Here is a 16,548-nt window from a genome sequence, read left to right as displayed (position 1 = left end):
GCAGCGCGGTGGTTGACACCGGTTGACAGAATTAGAGCGCTGCGCTGCAAGCCTGGTTGATGGGGCTTCAGCGGTTGCGGCTGTGGTGGTTGACAGGCCAAACCCGCTGCAGCGCGGCGGTTGACACCGGTTGACATGAATTAGGGCGCTGGGCTGCAAGATTGGTTGACAGGGCTTCAGCGGTTGCGCCTGCGGTGGTTGACAGGCCAAACCCGCTGCAGCGCGGCGGTTGACACCGGTTGACAGAATTAGGGCGCTGGGCTGCAAGCCTGGTTGACAGGGCTTTAGCGGCTGCGGCTGCAGTGGTTGACAGGCCAAGCCCGCTGCAGCGGGGTGGTTGACACCGGTTGACAGAATTAGGGCGTTGCGCCGCAAGCCTGGTTGACAGGGCTTCAGCGTGGCATTGATCGACAGTGCTAACAGTGCCGCAAGTGGGCCGTTGACACTGGTTGACAGGCTCCGGCTGCTGCGAGGGGAGTGCTTGGGCGATCGTGGGGCGCTATAGTCACCGTCACACTACTCGTTTGTTGACTGCGGTTGACAGGGGTTACAGCTGGCTGAAACCGCGCCACAGCCATTGCACCTTCAGGTGGTTGACACTGGTTGACAGCGCTAGAAATGCCGCAAGCGGGGCGGTGGCGGATCTCGGTTGACAAGGCCACAGCCGCTGCATGCTGGCCGGCAGCGCTAATAGTGCTGCAAACGGCGTCGTTGACACTGGTTGACAGGCCCCAGTGTCGTGAGCGGCGCGATTAAGCACTGGCCGACGGGCTTGCGACGCAGGCGGAAAAGTCGGCTCGGGTGACCTAGAGACCCCGTTGGCCACCAATGGAATAAATGCCGCAAACCGACTGGTGGGTGGCCATCAGTGGACCATCCGACACAGCTTCGTTGTGTGATGATACGCCTTGCCAAACGAGGTGTGATACGCTGGCTGGCAGGCCCCCCTGATCCGAAAGGCTTGTCACACAGACTGCTTCACACTGGCCGCCATTGGCCTTGTTGTGTCGGCCGCGGACCCAGAGACACAGAGGATCCCCCCATTGCGGAGATCATCTCCCAAGTTGGATAGCCGGGTGTGATATCTATCGGTGGCTGCAGGCACCGACAGAAGCTTTGCAAGTGCTAGCCCGTTTCTCTGCACCATTCCTTTTGAGACAGTGCATGTGGGGGCGGTGGTGCCGACGGCAATGAGAAGGGCTTATTGTCGTATGGACCTCGGGAACATACCAATATCATTTAAATGAACACTGCCACATTGGCTCTAGAGCGCAGTCTGCAGTAATTTTATGTGCCCACCTCATCTCAATGCTCATCATTCGATTACTTCCAGTACTTCTACTTCTCTACCTCCTGAGCTTTCAGTGGTGCTTGTGTCTTTCCAGCGTCGTCCTTCCATCCCGACGCATCATTTCACCTCGTTCTGCTCATCGGATTCAAAATGGCACAAGACCGCCGGATCGTCGAAATGAAGTTTCCTAACCCCTGGCAAATTGAGTTCGTATCCGGCTCATTCGAATGTACCTTGGACGACAATGATGATGGGTACTTCGAAGCAATGTTGGAGTTTACACTGGCTACCAATTTGCAAATGACCCCCGAAGCGAGGGCCGAAACCTCTCAGCGAATTCGCGACAATCGCGCCTTCTACCAACACATGCTCAAGCGGAATGTAATATACCCAGGCGGCCTGGAAAATCTAAGAGGCCCTCCGTCCTCAATCCCGAGGATCGTAACATTTCCGACCATCATGGGTTGGAATGCCGGTGACGGCGACCCGTCCCTGTCGCCAGAGCCTCTCGATGGTGCCGTCTGCCTTGCCGCCGAAGAGCCACCTGCCTCCGAACCGCCGGCCGCGGGGCTAGACGAGAAAGGCCAATATTCCGGCAAGAGAAAGCGCACGCATGGCGCGATGGAGAATGGTCTGGCGCCGGGTAGAATGAAGCGTCAGAAGTGGTCCACCGGCTGGACGTCCCCTGGCTTTTTTTCCACGAACGGAGGAGGCTGGAAAGCAATAGCATGTAACTAGAGATCCATTGTACTTCTAATTTTCGTTCGGACCAAGCCTAGGTAGCCTTGTCAAGAGATGTCGTTGAGCGGTGCGGCCTGCACCCAACCCCGACCTTCGCTCGCCTGGTATGCAACATGCCTGATGTAAATGTGCAATTCCATCGTCCGAGATCTGTTGACATGCGAGTAAGCGAGCGATCCTTGCCCGCACGTCGATCCCTGCTTCGGGGTCGTCTTTGAGATTGCAACGCATAAAATCGCGCGCCCAGGTTCGCGCCACAGCTAAGGGGGAGCTAATACGCCAAGCCACGGCACAATTCCCCGTGCATTAGGGGCCGGCTCATACCCCGGAACTGGTCGGTCACCGCACTAAGTACGGGGCACATTGTTCTTGTTTCCTATTCGCTATCTCATCGCATTTGGTCACATCCCGCCCCATAGGCCAGGTGATGAGTTATCTATCTCCTAGTGGCTCATGAGGTGTCAATTCGGCGATGTTTGTAGCTCAATCGAGGAGGACAGCACAGCAGTCTAGGTGTTCCAATAAAGGCGCAAGCAGCAGGAGGACGCACAGTTGGATGCCCGATCGCTGGGCACACCCTGACTATCTCTCTCATCGCTGGCTTTCTGGTTGCCTGTCCATCATCGATCTCGCCATCTTCGCGATGGCATTGCTCCGTCTTTCCACCCTGTCCGGCCTGGCGCGCCCCGATGCTGTCGGGTGACCGAGCGATATCGTGCTCATTGGGATAGCTTGTTCCGGCCAGTCATGGGCCTTTCCACATGCTAGCTGCGACCTGGATCAAGAATGGATTAATGCCGCGGGCTCGACTGAAGATTGATCACTATCGTCAGCTCCAGCGTATGGTCATACGCCTTGCCTGAACGAGGTGTGATATCCCTATTTGCTTGCAGGTTCCTCGAGCCCCCAATGGCTCATCACGTAGGCGGCTTCGCATCGACGGTAGAGTGGACCTCGCACGATGGGTGTGCCGTGTTGACGGCGCCACGCCGACCTTGAGTATCCCCCCGGGGCAGTCGTCGAAGGACAGCTCCCTTCCGCCCTTCTTTCATTCTTCTCCTTTCCAAGGAGTTAGGTCTTGCAATGCCATCTTCAGTTTCGACAACGTCGTCGCCTGGGTCGTTTGACAAGCCATCTTCAGTCAGCACGATGGATTCGACCAGTCCAACCCCATCAAACGATGTGACCCTCGTATTCACTCGCGGGCTATCGGAGTTGACAGGCGGGCGTCCTTGTCCCGCTCCCCCCCGACATAATCCTGAGGAAAGGAAAGTGAACGTCCTCCTCTCAAGGCAGGCATCTGAGAGCGTCCTTCCCCATCTTGCCGGCATCGGAAAAACACCTTTTGATGGCTACGCCGGCATTATCACCAGCGACGGTTACATACTCAATGAAGGCGACGGTGAATACACCTGGTGGCCCGGACAGGAGGCGAAGCACTATGGCAGCCCCTTCATCAAAGCCATGCTACGACTTTCCTATAATCTGACAATCACCTGCGCGAACGATTATATCGACCACTTGAAGTTAGGAAGAGAGTCATTCAAGAAACAATTGAAGCCATCCAAGCGATTTGGGGGAGTGTGGGACCTGGAAAATTTGTCTCAATCGACAGTGCCTCTGAGCTGCTGGTCGAACTTCTTTTGAAATAATAATCTTTATATTATAAATCTTCTACATGAAAAATACTTCAAAATAGATATTTTACATTATGCCTTTCAGGGGAGTGTGAAAGATCGCTTCGCCTCATCTTTCTAATCCTGATCTCCAGTTGCCGCGTATTCACTGATCTCCAACGAGAGGGGGATACGACATCAGAGCCATGGCCGTGCTACCCGGAACGAGGAAACTTCTCCGTCCGCTGTGCTTGATGACGGACCCTCATCACGGTGGGATCATTGTTCCAAGTCGGACAGCAGAGGCGTGATATCTGTGTGTGGCTGCAGGCGCTGATGCGTCCACTTGCCCGAACTTGTTCCGCTTGCATATTTTAGATCCGGGGGCGCATTAGTGCAAATCTTGGCAAATGCTCTCATTTGCTGTCGAAGGGAACCATGCCATGGGTTGGCTCGGCATAATCCCGTCACACTGCACGTTCCGGCTCTCCCGCCACTGCGGAGCTGGAGCCATTTATAGCGCCCAAAATTATGGCGCATTTCGCTTTCATTGCTTATTCTATATCTCGTCACACTTGGTCACATCACACCCCAGTGGTTGAAGTGTGAATACGGTTGCAGGCCTGATCCGATCGCCGATCCTCTCGTCTCGTAGAGAAGTCTGACCTGAACGAGCTCGTCATATGCCTGAAGCCGGACGCGCCAATGTCGCTTCGGAAATCGGCTTCGCACCTTTCATTCAGATACACAGGAAAACAAAGCAATAGGGGTACCGGTCATGCTCGTTGATCAGCCACGAAGAAAAAGGGCCAAGCTCATCCGCAGTTTCTTGATCCCGTTTGTTTTAAAGGGTGCGATCGGCCCATCTCTCCTCGCCATATTCTTCTGTTCGCCCGCCTTTCTCATTCCCCAACCCATCGGCGATCTTGCCCATCACCGCTGCGCGATCTCTATTGTTGCTATCACGGAAGCAGACAAGTCTGTCAAGACTTTGCCTTGGGTCACCCAACGTACATAAGTGGCACTATCTCCTTCACAATCCGCCGATTTTTGCAACCGTCAGCATGCGCAGCCTTCGTCTTTCCGACTTGTCCAAACTGCGTAGGCCGATAATGTTGCGTGGTCAGCCAGACATTGCCATCTTTTATATTTCCGAAATTGATGATACGGTCACGGAAGATATTGATTACTATTGCCGCCTCGGTTATCACTGTGCCGTGGCCGGTCCGTTTAACGAAAGGACACAGGAGAGTCTGGCAGCACGGTTCCTGGGCACGATCATATTTTCTCTGCATTCCGTTTGCATATGCTCACACCTCGAGCTCAGGCGCACTATCCATCAATATAAAGGCGACGTCATCTATGATCCTCCACTGACAGAAGTCGCATGGGCCGTATTGGCCCAGAAACTCATAGTTGAAGCCTCCGCTCAGCCCTGTAACGCGCTCAGCATCAAAAGACATACCCAATGGATGCATCTTTGCAATCACCTGGATAATTTCGTACGAGGAGCGTTCATCGGCTCAACTCCATCCGATACACCGTCCACCGAGGGCGATACATGCAGCCCAGACAAGTCGCCTATTGAGGCGATTGGGAACAGGCAAATAGAGAGTTCGGCGCTTGAGACCTATTTTATTGAACGGTCAGATGCATGCTTTTGCGGAAAGGCCACGGCGTATCTTCCATGTTTTTTGGCGTTACTCCCCGGAAATGAACCCGCGTACAGGTCGCCACCCTCGACCGGCCGTTCTGAGGCGACAATGAGCGGACCGCCGCCGCCGTACATCGATGGTCGAGAAGCGGTGCCGCCTCCCACCTGGCGGAGAGCGGTATGGTGGGCATGGCCACTGCGTTGGTGCCTTTGGCGACGGCCGAGGGATCTCTAAGACGAGGAAGATGCGGGGTCTGAGGGCGTCCTTGCGGCGAGCTTCCGACATTGTCCAACGACTTGAGCGAGCGATTGTGTTGGCACCTTGTGGGTAGAAATAATGTGGCTAAGAAACGGTTCACAAGATGAACAATTTGAAAGAAGAAGAAGAATTTGTCGAGGACGAGGGAGCGGTTTGACAATTACAAAAGTTTAGACATAAAAGCGAAAGCTCGCAGGTTATTCTACGTTCCATAACATGAGACATTTACTGTTTGCGTGCTGGCGTGAGCGTTCGTTTCGTATCATCTTTCCATCCTGATCTCCAATTGTTGATCAATTACTGATCTCCTACGAGAGAGTGATGTAAAAATGGGCTCCCGGCCATTGGCATAGCTACCCCGAAAGGGGTAACTCCCGGGTTCGCCGCGCTTGACGAAGGATGCCCATCATTGACCGCATCATTGTTCCAGGCCGAACAGCAAAGGCGTGACATCAATGTGTGGCTGCAGGCGCTGATGCGTCCGCTTCCGGGGGGCATTAGTGCAAATCTTGGCGAATGCTCTCATTTGCTGTCGAGTGGGAACCACACTACGGGTTGGCGCGGCACAATCCCGTCACACTTGCACGTTCTGGCCCCGCCGCCGCCGCGGCTAGAGCCATTTATAGCGCCCAAAAATGATGGCGCATTTCGCTTTTATTGCTTATTCTATATCTCGTCACACTTGGTCACATCACACCCCAGTGGCTGAAGTTTGAATACTGTTGCAGTCCCCGGCGAGGTCGCCGGATCCCTCTCGTGTCGCAGATAAGCCTGCCCCGAAGAGCTCGTCATTTCCCTGAAACCGGACGCGCCAATGTCGCTTCGGAAATCAGCTTCACACCTTCGTCCAGCAAAGGGTGTAATCGGTCCATCTTTTACCGCCATATTCTGCTGATCGCTCGCATTTCTCGTTTCCCATCCCATAGCAGACATTGCCTATCACACGCTCGGCGATCTCTATTGTTGCTCCCACGAAACCTTCCCCATGTCGACCATCCGTCTTTCCGCCCTGCGCCATCTGGCCGAAGGGCGCCCTTTCGTGCAGATCCTTCGCAGGGAGGGGCAGCTGCAAGACATTGCCATTTTCTATGTCAGGTCATATGCCCTCATTCCAAAATATCTAATTTCTCTTTACTCCAAAAGTTTCCGCTGTGCTGTGGCAGGCCCGTTCAAGAAATGGCAAGAAAAAAAGGTAGCGAAGATATTTCCTGATGCTTATGTCTTTTCGCCGCGCCATATTTGCAAGAAAACCTCCGCTGGCCTGCGCCGATGTCGTTATCTGATTGACGCCGAGATCATCCGTGATCCCCCACTCTCCAAAGTTATCCGAAGCATATTGGCTATCTACCATGAGGGATGGGACAGTTACGATCTCCGAGGAGATCTTGACAGCCTAGAACCGGAGATATCTCTATGCGGGCATCACTACGATCTGCTGGAGAGCATCAAGGCAGAAGCTTTCCCAAGCCTGTTCTGCCCCGACCACGGGGTGACCCATTCCCACTTGAGCATCACGAGATGCATCACGATGGAAACCCGCGTCCGAGATGAGATGTCGTCCGACCGCCCGGGGGACAGGGGCCTCGTTGAGACAACGGCAGTCTCTGCTGCTGATACCGTACCTCGTGCTGCTGGGGATCGCATTACGGCTCGTTCATCTGCGTGCGCTTGCGCGGATGGTGAGACGCAGCCACCCTGCTGGGTGTGTATGCTCCCCCGGCCGAACAATAAGAAATTAGGGAAGGAATACATCCGGATGAGGGATTTCGTCGACACGTGGTCCAACTACACGACACGACCGCCCACAGCTGCGAGCATCGTTGGGGGAGACGGCGATCCGCCGCCCCGCTATTCCTACGACAACGAAGGAGGGAAGCCGAATGCCACGACCACGACATTAGCAAATGATGGTGCAGAGAGCAGTGGAACCGACCAGTTGGACGCGCTGGTGTTGCAACAGAAGATCGATTTGGCGAAGACACTCAGGATGGGTTGGCCAAGGCGGACGCTATCATTGTTTCGATCGCTCTAATGTACTTAGTCTTAATTCTACGATCTGTTTCCCACATGTGGCTTCAATGCTGGCGATGCCGATCGTGAACAGCCCTGCCAATGAATGTGATGCAAAAGCCAGCGCCCTGGGAGCGAGCGCACGGGTGCGAAAATTTCATCAGTGCCGGGTCGTCATTTCGGCTGCGCCGCCAACCAAATGCTCAGCTAACGGCCTGCAGGGCAAGGCCTGAAGTGACAGCCAATGAGTGCCAAAGCCGCTAACCGCCCGGTTCTCTAGGCAGAGCCGCATACCCCAGCATTTCCACATAAAAACGGAAGTTTGTCCCCTCCGTCTGTTCCCATAGCCTACTCAGAACCCGTCCCTTGCGTTTCCAAGTCAACTTCTCCCGCGATGTCCGACACACGTCTGTTTTGGCTTCTGCGACCCCATGGTCGCCTCACCATCGACGTTTCCGCCAAGGCTCGAGGCAAGTCCTATCAACTCTGTCTTTTTTTTGGAACCGAGCAGGACGAGTATGCGGACCAGGTTAAGCGGTTCGACGCAACAAAGACGACGATTGGCGTTTGGCTATACCACTTCGCAAAAAAAAGCGATATCTACCAGGCAGATATACCAAAATACCATTTTATGGTATTCAGAGATCATTGCTGCGGAAATATCGAAATCGAAGAAGCGATAAAAATATCCGACAAGATCCAAGATTTCTTACTCGATATATTGATACCGATAAAGGAACTCAATGCTGGAGTGTCTAGCGCTATGTACAACTATATCATGAAGGTTTGCGATGATAGTGAGGAGACGTGCGACGGTAGCAACTGGCGACGCTTTGATGTCTGCATTGTTGGCGATCTCGGCGAGTTCAATGATGAAGGGGATGAAGGGGATGAAGTGGATGAAGAGGATGAACGGGATGAGGAGGGCGATCAGGATTAAGTGCGTGAAGTTTGTAAATCCTATCAGTAGGCAGATTATGCCTTTACACATTGTCGCTTGCCGCGTTTATCAACCGTGAACTGCTCGTACGGCGATGCGTTATATCTGTGTACTGGCGAAATATTCTTCGTATGGTACTGCATATGCAAATTTCTGCAGCGACCAGGAGTAGGCCAAAACGAGACCGCAATTCCGCCTTTTAATTCGAAGAGTGTAGAGCCTCATTGTCGAAACAGGGCCTTCCCGGCATGCGGGCGCGTCACGGGAGTGCCCGTGAAGTGCGTGATATCCACCGATCGTCTCCACGGCGGCTGAGCAGAGCCTCAACCCACCCGCACACGTGATCCCGCACCTCACGTCAACAGCAGCCCGAGCGGCAGACGAGCTCTGGTGGTCACCATGGCCGATTGAGCAGTTCGGTTCTCTCTATTGGGGGAGGCAGGTGGGACGCAATGTCGAAGAGGGATGGCACGTGTCACATGGTCATGGATCGGACCGGCAGCCACGGAATGAATTTCAAAGCAAATTATACTATTGTCTGCTACCTGAAAAATTGGGACCGCAACCGTTCTAATAATCGATCTTTCCCATGTATCTCATGTCGTTGAGTGGCCGCTCGGTCACCTGGGATAGATAGAATGCGTAGGGTTTTAATGCAGCTTCAGCGACATAGGGGGCCACCAAGGGCCTGATTTTCGGGTCGATACCTTCCATCTTGAATTCCTCCGTATCGTATATCTCAGTATGCCCTGCATGTTCTTTGCAGAACGTCACCATACGCTCCATCTGCTCACGGCTGCTATCCTCGGCAACAATGAGAATGAAATGCCGACTAGTCTTGGTTGTGGTCTCCAAGGTGCTGTGGAAGAAGTGGTCGGCCCCTCTATCGACGACGACAACTTTGAGCTTTTCCTCCACAACGCACAAACCAAATCCGCCGGGAACCAGCATCCCCGGCCCCGAGGCGAAGAGATAGATCGGGTCGCCGGCCGCGTAGCGCTCGGCATTCACCTTTCCTTGAAGCTCACTCTGCCGAGCGGCGGAAATCAGCACTTTTGGCAAGGCGGGCAGCGACGAGAGAAGTTGCTCCAACAATCCCCAACCTTCCGCCTCTTCCAAAATGCCGCCGACGAAGGCCAGCATGAGCATGAAGGTCGCATAGAATGCCTGATTGGTGTCCCCTAAGTAAAATGCGTGATCTGCCTGTTTCGCGAGCGAGGACGTTTCGGATGTGAAAACGACCGTAGTGCAAAGCCTATTCTTTGCACGTTCAGCCGCTGCGACCGTTTCCGGCGTTTTTCCAGACTTGGAGGACAGTATGACGAGTGTGGTGAGGCAATCAACCTTAGGCGAAAGCTGATTGTTGAAGTCGGCAGATGTTAAAGCTCGAAATTCGATCTTCTCAGCGGTGCTTTCACCGAACCATTCTAAGCCCCTCATGATATGATAACCTGCACCGCTCGAGACCATGTAAATTCGGTTGAACTTCCCGGCGATCATGCGTCCATAGTCAGCGACCGCTGGAAGCTGTCTGACCGTCTCGGCCAAGCTGGCAACGTAGACCGCGTCGTCAGGCAAAGGCACCTGCAGCAGGAGATCCATCGTGCAGTTTCCAGACGCCTCCAGTAAGGTTTAATGTTGGATAGGGCAGGGCGGGGGATGTCAGAAGGGCGATGTGCCGGCATGAGCGTTGCGGCTGGCTGCCGGCCTCGACTTATCTCCTTCAGTTCGAGCCTGCGGGAACCAGTTGAATACGATGCGTTTGGCCATGCATGTGATGCACCGCGTACATGAGCAATAGTCATTGCGCGATTTTTTTGATTTGTCGTTGAACGAAGTGCTGCAACCCCCGCACGAGAGCCTGCATGAGCATGCAACTCCGGTTGGCTTCTTCTGAATATTTTATCGTCCGGCCGCTCCAGCCGCTGATGCCGAGCGACAGCGCGGAATGCCCTGGCCGTCTTTCCGATTTAAGCGGGGTGATGGTAATCCGTACCTTGTGAAGCCAGAACAGTCTGCTCCGGTTTCGCCGCCGCATCACCAACTCGCATTCGCGCAATAGTCACCTTTTCCAGCAGCTCGCGATGGTGCTTTCTTCAGAATACCTGGGTGGCGCCGTGGCCCCGGAGGGCATGGTAGACTTCCATTTCGTTCGCCACGGAAAGACCGAGCTCAACACGGACTTCGTGGTCGAGGGCGGTGTGAAAAAATGGTTCGCTCAAGGAGGCGGTACGGACATAGGTCTCAACGACGTGGGCAAGATCCAAGCCCGCATGGCAGGGAATGTTCTCAGGACGCTGAGCCCAAGCCAAGTGTTCTGTTCGCCGAAATTACGCGCCATTCAGACGGCGGTCTTCGCCAACGTAGCATGTGTCGGTTTCCACATCGACGAAGACCTGGATGAGTGCCATTTCGGTTCACTCGAGGGCAAACTGGCCCCGCTGGAATTGTTCGAAGGCAATTTCGGTGACGGCGAAAGAAAACCGGATTTCTCCAGGCGTGTGGCCAAGGCGCTGGAACGCACCCGTTCCGAGAATACACTTCTGGTCGCCCACGGAGGCGTTCTGAGGGTTATAGCCGCACTTCTTGGAGTGGAACTGCCTCGTGAGCATCTGGAAAACGGACGTGTTATCCATTTTCAGAAGCTCGATTCGATCTGGACCGTTAAACTTCGTCAAAGCCCCGTGATCCTGGTCAGCGGCGCCAATCGCGGCATCGGGCGGGCCATCGCAGAGGAACTCATCGCGCACGGCTATCGCCTGAGCCTGGGAGCTCGCGACGTCGGTGCGCTTGAGGCCGCCTTTGGGCCGCAGAGCGAGCAGCTACACTACGCGCGTTTCGACGCCGAGGACCCTGACACAATGGAAGCATGGGTGAAAGCCGCTATCGAGACATTCGGCAGGATCGACGGCCTGGTCAACAATGCCGGTCTGGGCGCGAAGATAACGGACAATCTGATGAACGGCACCCGCGACGAGCTAAATAGGGTTATGGCGGTCAATTGCCAAGCGCCCTGGCTCCTGACCCAGCTTTGCTTGCCTTACCTCAAGAAGACCGGGGCTGGCCGCATCGTCAACATCAACTCACTGTCAGGATTGAGGGTAAACAAGAGCACCAATTTTATCTACAACGCGAGCAAGCATGCGCAAACAGCTCTTACCGACACGACGCGCTATGATTCATGGGAAAGCGGGGTGCGGGTAACAGCAATATCCCCGGGCTGGGTCGCTACGGATATGAGCAGACATTCGAAAATCAACTCCGAGGACATGACGCAGCCTAAGGAAATAGCTCGTATTACTCGTTCTGCCATCGAGATGCCGAACAATGCATCCATTGCGAGGCTGGCAGTAAATTGCGAATATGAACCTTTATTCTGATTTTATAATGTAATGGCATCAGACAGTGAGAGACGGCATGGATTAGCAACACAATATATAAAGTGGCGAGTCAGTGATAAGAAACATGTTTAATATTATATTTAAGAACTTGATAGCCGCGTATAAGGTAACCAAAAGCCGTCCCCGACCTCGGGATCTCTCGTTAAAATCTGATGCATCGTACGAGGTTGCTTTTTTCCATCATAGTCGTCACGGCTATGCATGAAGTTGTTTCTCGCCAATACCACGTTGTCAGGCTTCCAATCAAGTCTGATCCGATATTTATCGGAGAAGAACCTCGCCTGAAGGCTATCGATGAGTTCCCTGCCTTTGTCTTGTGGCAGGTCCGGGACAAAAGTCGAAGGCGTAAAGGGGCCGGGACTGACGAAGGGTCTTCCTTCCTTATCCTTCAGTAAGATAGGACGTCTGCTGAACGGCATTTGGCCATGTGGCTCATTAATTCCGTAGAACAGGGGACCTTCGAACGCATAGCAAGACTGACAGATAATTGATTTATCGGCCAAAATAGCACGCTCTTCTTCGGTCAAGTCGTTGAAAAAGGCATATGGGTCGTAAAAGAGGGTCGCTGGCCCTTTATCTGGAAGTGAATGTGGCCACAGGATGATGTGAGTTGGTATCTCGTTGTCTTTGTGCCAATGCAAGTCGTAATGTGGGGCCAGTCGATTGTTGCCGGTGTTGCTATTGTAACTTTCCTTTATCAGGCATATTTCTTCGTGCTCGGCGTGAGAGAGTGGATGGCCTTTTTCTTGAAGGGACTGTATACAGACTACTCCCAAACGCTTGCTGAATTTGACCATGGCTTCATCAGACCCTATGGGGCCCTGACAAACCAACACGCCGTGGATCCTCCAGGCTTCTTGGATTTCGTTGAATTGCTCATCGCTCATGTCCTCCCATTTGACACCATATACGTGGGCGGCAGTGATGCCGGCTCTAGGAGTGACCTGAATGGTCTTGAACTGAATTGGGTCTGTCATGGCTACGAGCGATGAAAGAGATGTTGTACGGGAGGCATGAGGGACAGTCGCCAGACGGGGATGGCTATATACCCGAATTCTGGCAGCCTGAACGATGAGCAAAGCGGGGTAGAATGGCACGTTTCGGCATTCATTACGTCACGTTGATTACTATTTGCCTAGGTCGCCGGTAGTGGGGCCAAGTTCCCAAAAGACTCTTTCAGCGAGAGAGTTTATCAGCATGTCCGCCGCAGTGTCATTCTAGGTTATCCTGACGGGGCGGAAGGAAGTGATAGACGGAGAGACAGAATATATTTCATAGAAATAGTATAAGTGTTTGCGGTGTTTATTCCAACCTGACGTGGGCTATGGAAGGCGTCGTTTCGCTAGAGCCGCAAGGACTCTCCAGTGGCAGCTCGAGGGTGACGTCGCCCACCGCGCGCTGTCATATCACCTATAGCGGGTTTAAAGGAGACGCCGGCGAGCAGTCTCCTATTAGATGTCCCTGCCAAGGTCGAAAGGAGTGAGGACCTCGCGCCCGGCTTCGGTAACCAGGACCGTATCGCCAAAGCGTGCGCCACCGATGCCAGGGACGTAGATGCCCGGCTCGACCGTTACTAACATGTTCGACTCAATCTCGGCAGTGGAGTCGTCACTGAGTTCAATGTTGCTGTCCCAATCGGAGTATCCTATCGCGCGACCGGTGCGATGTAGAAAGGGGCTCTCCCAGCCGTGGCGCTCGATCACCTCCACCGCGGCGGCATGAATCTCGCGAGCCGCCACTCCGGGTCGCACTTTTGCCAGAGCTGCTTCTTGCGCTTCGCGTGCGACTTCCACGACCTTTCGGAGGTTTGCAGGCAAAGGCTTCGAACCTATACGGAACGGCCGATCATAGCCAATTGCGTGCCCGAAAAACGATGGGCCGCAGAAGCAAATCTGAAGGAGTTCGCCGTCTTGCATGATGCGACCGCCGCCGGCGGTATGGCAGCGCGCCGTGCGCTGATGACCGCTACCCATCATCTGCATACCCTGCACAAACGGGGACTGCTCCTCATCGCCGTTCCACCACTGCGCGGATCGCTCTGTCGCGGCGTTGAAAGACGCCAGGGCGACTTTCCATTCGGGAACGCCAGGAGCAATAACGCTACGGCACGCCTCGAACTGGTGGGCAACGATGTCGCAAGAGCGCCTAATGACGTCGATTGCTGCCGCATCCTTGCGGGCAGTTAGCTCGTGCAATATCGCCGAGGCATCCGCTATGCGTTGAGCGCCAAGAGCCTGTTTGATCAATTCGATATTTCTGCCCGAGGTGGAATTGAAGTCGACGCCGATGGTGCGGGCATCAAGTGCGAGATCTCCCAAATACTTTGCGAGCGCATCTTGATGCGTCTTGGGCGCTGGTGCCGGTTGTTTCCATTCGACCCATTCCAAGGCTACCGGTGTGTTGCATCGCGCCCGGATCTCTTTTGCCTCACTACTGGGCGAGACGAAAGCCGGCGCGCCACTTTGTGGCAAGACGAGCCAGATCGGCCTGCCGACGGGCAAGCCATTCAATCCGGTGAAAAACCGAAGATAGTCGAAGCCGGAAATGGCAAGAACATTAAATCCGTGCTGCTTCATCAGACTTCGGGCGCATTCGGTGCGCCTCTGGTAATCCGCATCGGAGGGGAAAGTGAGCTCAGAGCCCACAATGAAAGCTGCATTGCCTGACGGGGGCTCGAGCAAAGGACCCATCGTGCACTATCGTTCTCTATCGCTCAAGCTCGGCAGGTGGACAACGGTGGATAGATACGAGAAATGTAGCATCACGCGGCGTCTTGGGTCGACCACGTCCTGTTCCGGGTGGATGTTGGGTTTATTTATACCCGCCAGCTCGAGAAAGGAAATCCGATCGTAAAGAATGCATTTCCTAGTCTAGGCGCGATAGGCGTCGCAAATGACGCCATGTCGATACGCTATCATCCGGTTCTACCCCACCTTTTTCTTTCTGTCCTTCATGTGATATACATGCTATCCCTGCAATCTCTGCGGCTAAATCCCCGTTGCGAAAACTAGTGGCTTTGCCGGCACAAGTGGCAATACAGAGTGCATTTTAGTCTGAATCCGCCCCACTTGCCCGATATCGCCCTGGCTGCACTGAGTTCTCTTGCTAAGGCCTTTGCAGAAGGTGCCAGCCAGATTCGAGAAGGCGTTGACGATCAGAATCAGACCGACAGCCAAGAGCACCCTGTTCTCTACCGGCAGAAGTACCGCGCCATTTGTAAACAGAATGGCGAGCGTAAGTGGAAGCAATGCTAATCCTCCCGCCACGATATTGGAAAACCGGCGGGCGATGTCGCCCTGGGACACATAGGACGCAATCAAGCCAAACATCATGCGTATCGTGTTCCATATTCCCCATCCCGCACTTTCAGCCATCAGCCAAGGGTATCGATAGGAGGCGCCCAAAATTGGCGCTTGGAGAACGGCCGTCAGGACGACAACGGGAACCTTCGGCATCCTGGGATAGCGGGGCTCCTCGGCGGCATCCTCGATCGGAAGAATGCGCTTAATCGTTCGCAGCAGCCGGTCAGCGTCCCGCTTCACCATCAGCAGGTGATCCTTCATCCTGTCGCTGATATCAGCATCTTCGATGCAATGCTGGAGCTCTTTGACACTTTCGAGAAGCGTGTTGCGCGCAGTCCTCAGCTTTACTCGCAGATCTCTCGTCAGAATGGGGGGCGCCAACCACAATTTTGACCGCAGGAAAAGAGCGCCGACCCAGAGATCCTGCCAGTAGCTCAAAAGAAGCAGGCCAAGGCAAGTTACGCAGCCGACTAGCGTCGTATAACGCCAATCGCCATGGAGGTGTCGGTAGGCGGGTCTTGAGGCTATGGTGTAGAAGATGAGGGCGGGTAAGCTACCCAGGACGCGGTCCTCATAAAATTTGAAAATGATCCACCCAGTGCTCTTCCGGTATCTCAGAACGGCGACTCCAAGGGAAAGAGTACGTGACAAGACCGCCGATTGCCCTATCAATTGTCCCCATTCTTCCAAGAAGATTGCCAAGTAAAGTGTCCAGGCGATAAATGGAATCACCCATACTAGCCAAAAGAGCCGGAACAGTGCCGAGGTGTCGGCCTCCAAGTTGGCGAATTGCTGCTCTACCCGGCTGACATCTAGGCTCAATTCGTCCTTAAGCTCAGTGGAGGTCTCGTCATAGTTAATTGCTTCGCGAACTGACCAAAGAGCCTCGCGGACGGCGTGAACTGGACCGGAATTTTGGTTGGCCTGCCAAAATGGCTCGTCGCCGGCGAGGTAATGATCCTGAAGACAGGTGATCCACTTCCGGGGTTTCCATGAGCACGTGGAGAGCGTTTCGCCGCGGACGAACGAACACCAGCGAGAATGAGAACTTCTTTCCATATTCGTTGGTGGCAATGAGAGGGTGATAGGTGAATAGGTTTGCTGTTTTGCCAGGCGGGGAGAAGGTTTGCAGCAAGGGAGTTAGTGCCCGCAGAATGCGGAGTTCTTTCATGTGCCCTGTCGGTAATGCGATAGGTTAAACATCGTGCGATAGCGGAGGAGGTGAGAGGTAATCCAAAAGGAGATGGCCCGCAGATGCGAAATCCTTAACCCTAGGCCAGGGAAGATTTAGGGTTAGGGTTAGGGTCTGGCACCCCAGGGTTAGGGTTAGGGTT

Annotated in this window: 12 protein-coding genes; 8 read left to right on the top strand and 4 right to left on the bottom strand. The window is 54.1% G+C overall.

The annotated features are described in order from the left end of the window. Nucleotides 1-1,441: 1,441 nt before the first annotated feature. From KVT37_RS23610 to KVT37_RS23585, 6 genes are all read left to right on the top strand, one after another. A complete protein-coding gene (locus KVT37_RS23610) occupies nucleotides 1,442-2,029 on the top strand; it encodes a hypothetical protein (protein WP_217577421.1) in 588 nt (195 codons plus the stop codon). 559 nt (nucleotides 2,030-2,588) lie between these two features. Then, nucleotides 2,589-2,735, top strand: a complete 147-nt coding sequence (locus KVT37_RS23605; protein WP_217577420.1) for a hypothetical protein — start codon at nucleotides 2,589-2,591, stop codon at nucleotides 2,733-2,735. A 569-nt stretch (nucleotides 2,736-3,304) separates the two neighbouring features. Continuing rightward, entirely contained in the window at nucleotides 3,305-3,679 is a 375-nt protein-coding gene (locus KVT37_RS23600) for a hypothetical protein (protein WP_217577419.1), read from the top strand. Between the two features lie 747 nt (nucleotides 3,680-4,426). Beyond that, the gene (locus KVT37_RS23595) at nucleotides 4,427-4,666 is read left to right on the top strand and encodes a hypothetical protein (RefSeq protein ID WP_217577418.1); all 240 of its coding nucleotides are present in this window, start codon (nucleotides 4,427-4,429) and stop codon (nucleotides 4,664-4,666) included. Nucleotides 4,667-6,546: 1,880 nt separating this feature from the next. Beyond that, nucleotides 6,547-7,593: a hypothetical protein gene (locus KVT37_RS23590; RefSeq protein ID WP_217577417.1), complete on the top strand. Its 1,047-nt coding sequence runs from the start codon at nucleotides 6,547-6,549 to the stop codon at nucleotides 7,591-7,593. Nucleotides 7,594-7,965: 372 nt separating this feature from the next. After that, complete coding sequence (locus KVT37_RS23585) at nucleotides 7,966-8,511, top strand: hypothetical protein (RefSeq protein ID WP_217577416.1); 546 nt, start codon at nucleotides 7,966-7,968, stop codon at nucleotides 8,509-8,511. 570 nt (nucleotides 8,512-9,081) lie between these two features. Here KVT37_RS23585 and KVT37_RS23580 read toward each other — a convergent pair. After that, nucleotides 9,082-10,113, bottom strand: coding sequence for an SIS domain-containing protein (locus KVT37_RS23580; RefSeq protein ID WP_217577415.1), 1,032 nt, complete (start codon nucleotides 10,111-10,113; stop codon nucleotides 9,082-9,084). A 263-nt stretch (nucleotides 10,114-10,376) separates the two neighbouring features. Between KVT37_RS23580 and KVT37_RS23575 the strand changes: the two genes are divergently transcribed. Beyond that, nucleotides 10,377-10,514 carry a hypothetical protein gene (locus KVT37_RS23575; RefSeq protein ID WP_217577414.1) on the top strand — a complete coding sequence of 46 codons (138 nt, stop codon included), beginning with the start codon at nucleotides 10,377-10,379 and terminating at the stop codon, nucleotides 10,512-10,514. Nucleotides 10,515-10,595: 81 nt separating this feature from the next. Further along, entirely contained in the window at nucleotides 10,596-11,891 is a 1,296-nt protein-coding gene (locus KVT37_RS23570; RefSeq protein WP_217577413.1) for an SDR family NAD(P)-dependent oxidoreductase, read from the top strand. A 101-nt stretch (nucleotides 11,892-11,992) separates the two neighbouring features. On the opposite strand, the gene KVT37_RS23565 is transcribed toward KVT37_RS23570, so the two are convergent. The 3 genes from KVT37_RS23565 to KVT37_RS23555 all read right to left on the bottom strand — a co-directional run bounded on the left by KVT37_RS23565 (nucleotide 11,993) and on the right by KVT37_RS23555 (nucleotide 16,273). Beyond that, nucleotides 11,993-12,889 carry a TauD/TfdA family dioxygenase gene (locus KVT37_RS23565; RefSeq protein WP_217577412.1) on the bottom strand — a complete coding sequence of 299 codons (897 nt, stop codon included), beginning with the start codon at nucleotides 12,887-12,889 and terminating at the stop codon, nucleotides 11,993-11,995. Between the two features lie 474 nt (nucleotides 12,890-13,363). Next, nucleotides 13,364-14,602: a Xaa-Pro peptidase family protein gene (locus KVT37_RS23560; RefSeq protein WP_306797011.1), complete on the bottom strand. Its 1,239-nt coding sequence runs from the start codon at nucleotides 14,600-14,602 to the stop codon at nucleotides 13,364-13,366. Nucleotides 14,603-14,899: 297 nt separating this feature from the next. After that, nucleotides 14,900-16,273, bottom strand: a complete 1,374-nt coding sequence (locus KVT37_RS23555) for a hypothetical protein (protein ID WP_217577410.1) — start codon at nucleotides 16,271-16,273, stop codon at nucleotides 14,900-14,902. Between the last annotated feature and the right edge of the window lie 275 nt (nucleotides 16,274-16,548).

The organism is Mesorhizobium sp. GbtcB19, assembly GCF_019091085.1.
In the GTDB taxonomy this organism is placed as follows: Bacteria; Pseudomonadota; Alphaproteobacteria; order Rhizobiales; family Rhizobiaceae; genus Mesorhizobium.
This window is presented reverse-complemented; position numbering and strand designations above follow the sequence as displayed.

Coding starts and splice junctions, on each gene's coding strand:
- KVT37_RS23610 (WP_217577421.1), top strand. CDS start 1,442: ATGGCACAAGACCGCCGGATCGTCGAAATGAAGTTTCCTAACCCCTGG.
- KVT37_RS23605 (WP_217577420.1), top strand. CDS start 2,589: ATGCCCGATCGCTGGGCACACCCTGACTATCTCTCTCATCGCTGGCTT.
- KVT37_RS23595 (WP_217577418.1), top strand. CDS start 4,427: ATGCTCGTTGATCAGCCACGAAGAAAAAGGGCCAAGCTCATCCGCAGT.
- KVT37_RS23590 (WP_217577417.1), top strand. CDS start 6,547: ATGTCGACCATCCGTCTTTCCGCCCTGCGCCATCTGGCCGAAGGGCGC.
- KVT37_RS23585 (WP_217577416.1), top strand. CDS start 7,966: ATGTCCGACACACGTCTGTTTTGGCTTCTGCGACCCCATGGTCGCCTC.
- KVT37_RS23580 (WP_217577415.1), bottom strand. CDS start 10,113: ATGGATCTCCTGCTGCAGGTGCCTTTGCCTGACGACGCGGTCTACGTT.
- KVT37_RS23575 (WP_217577414.1), top strand. CDS start 10,377: ATGAGCATGCAACTCCGGTTGGCTTCTTCTGAATATTTTATCGTCCGG.
- KVT37_RS23570 (WP_217577413.1), top strand. CDS start 10,596: ATGGTGCTTTCTTCAGAATACCTGGGTGGCGCCGTGGCCCCGGAGGGC.
- KVT37_RS23565 (WP_217577412.1), bottom strand. CDS start 12,889: ATGACAGACCCAATTCAGTTCAAGACCATTCAGGTCACTCCTAGAGCC.
- KVT37_RS23560 (WP_306797011.1), bottom strand. CDS start 14,602: ATGGGTCCTTTGCTCGAGCCCCCGTCAGGCAATGCAGCTTTCATTGTG.
- KVT37_RS23555 (WP_217577410.1), bottom strand. CDS start 16,273: ATGGAAAGAAGTTCTCATTCTCGCTGGTGTTCGTTCGTCCGCGGCGAA.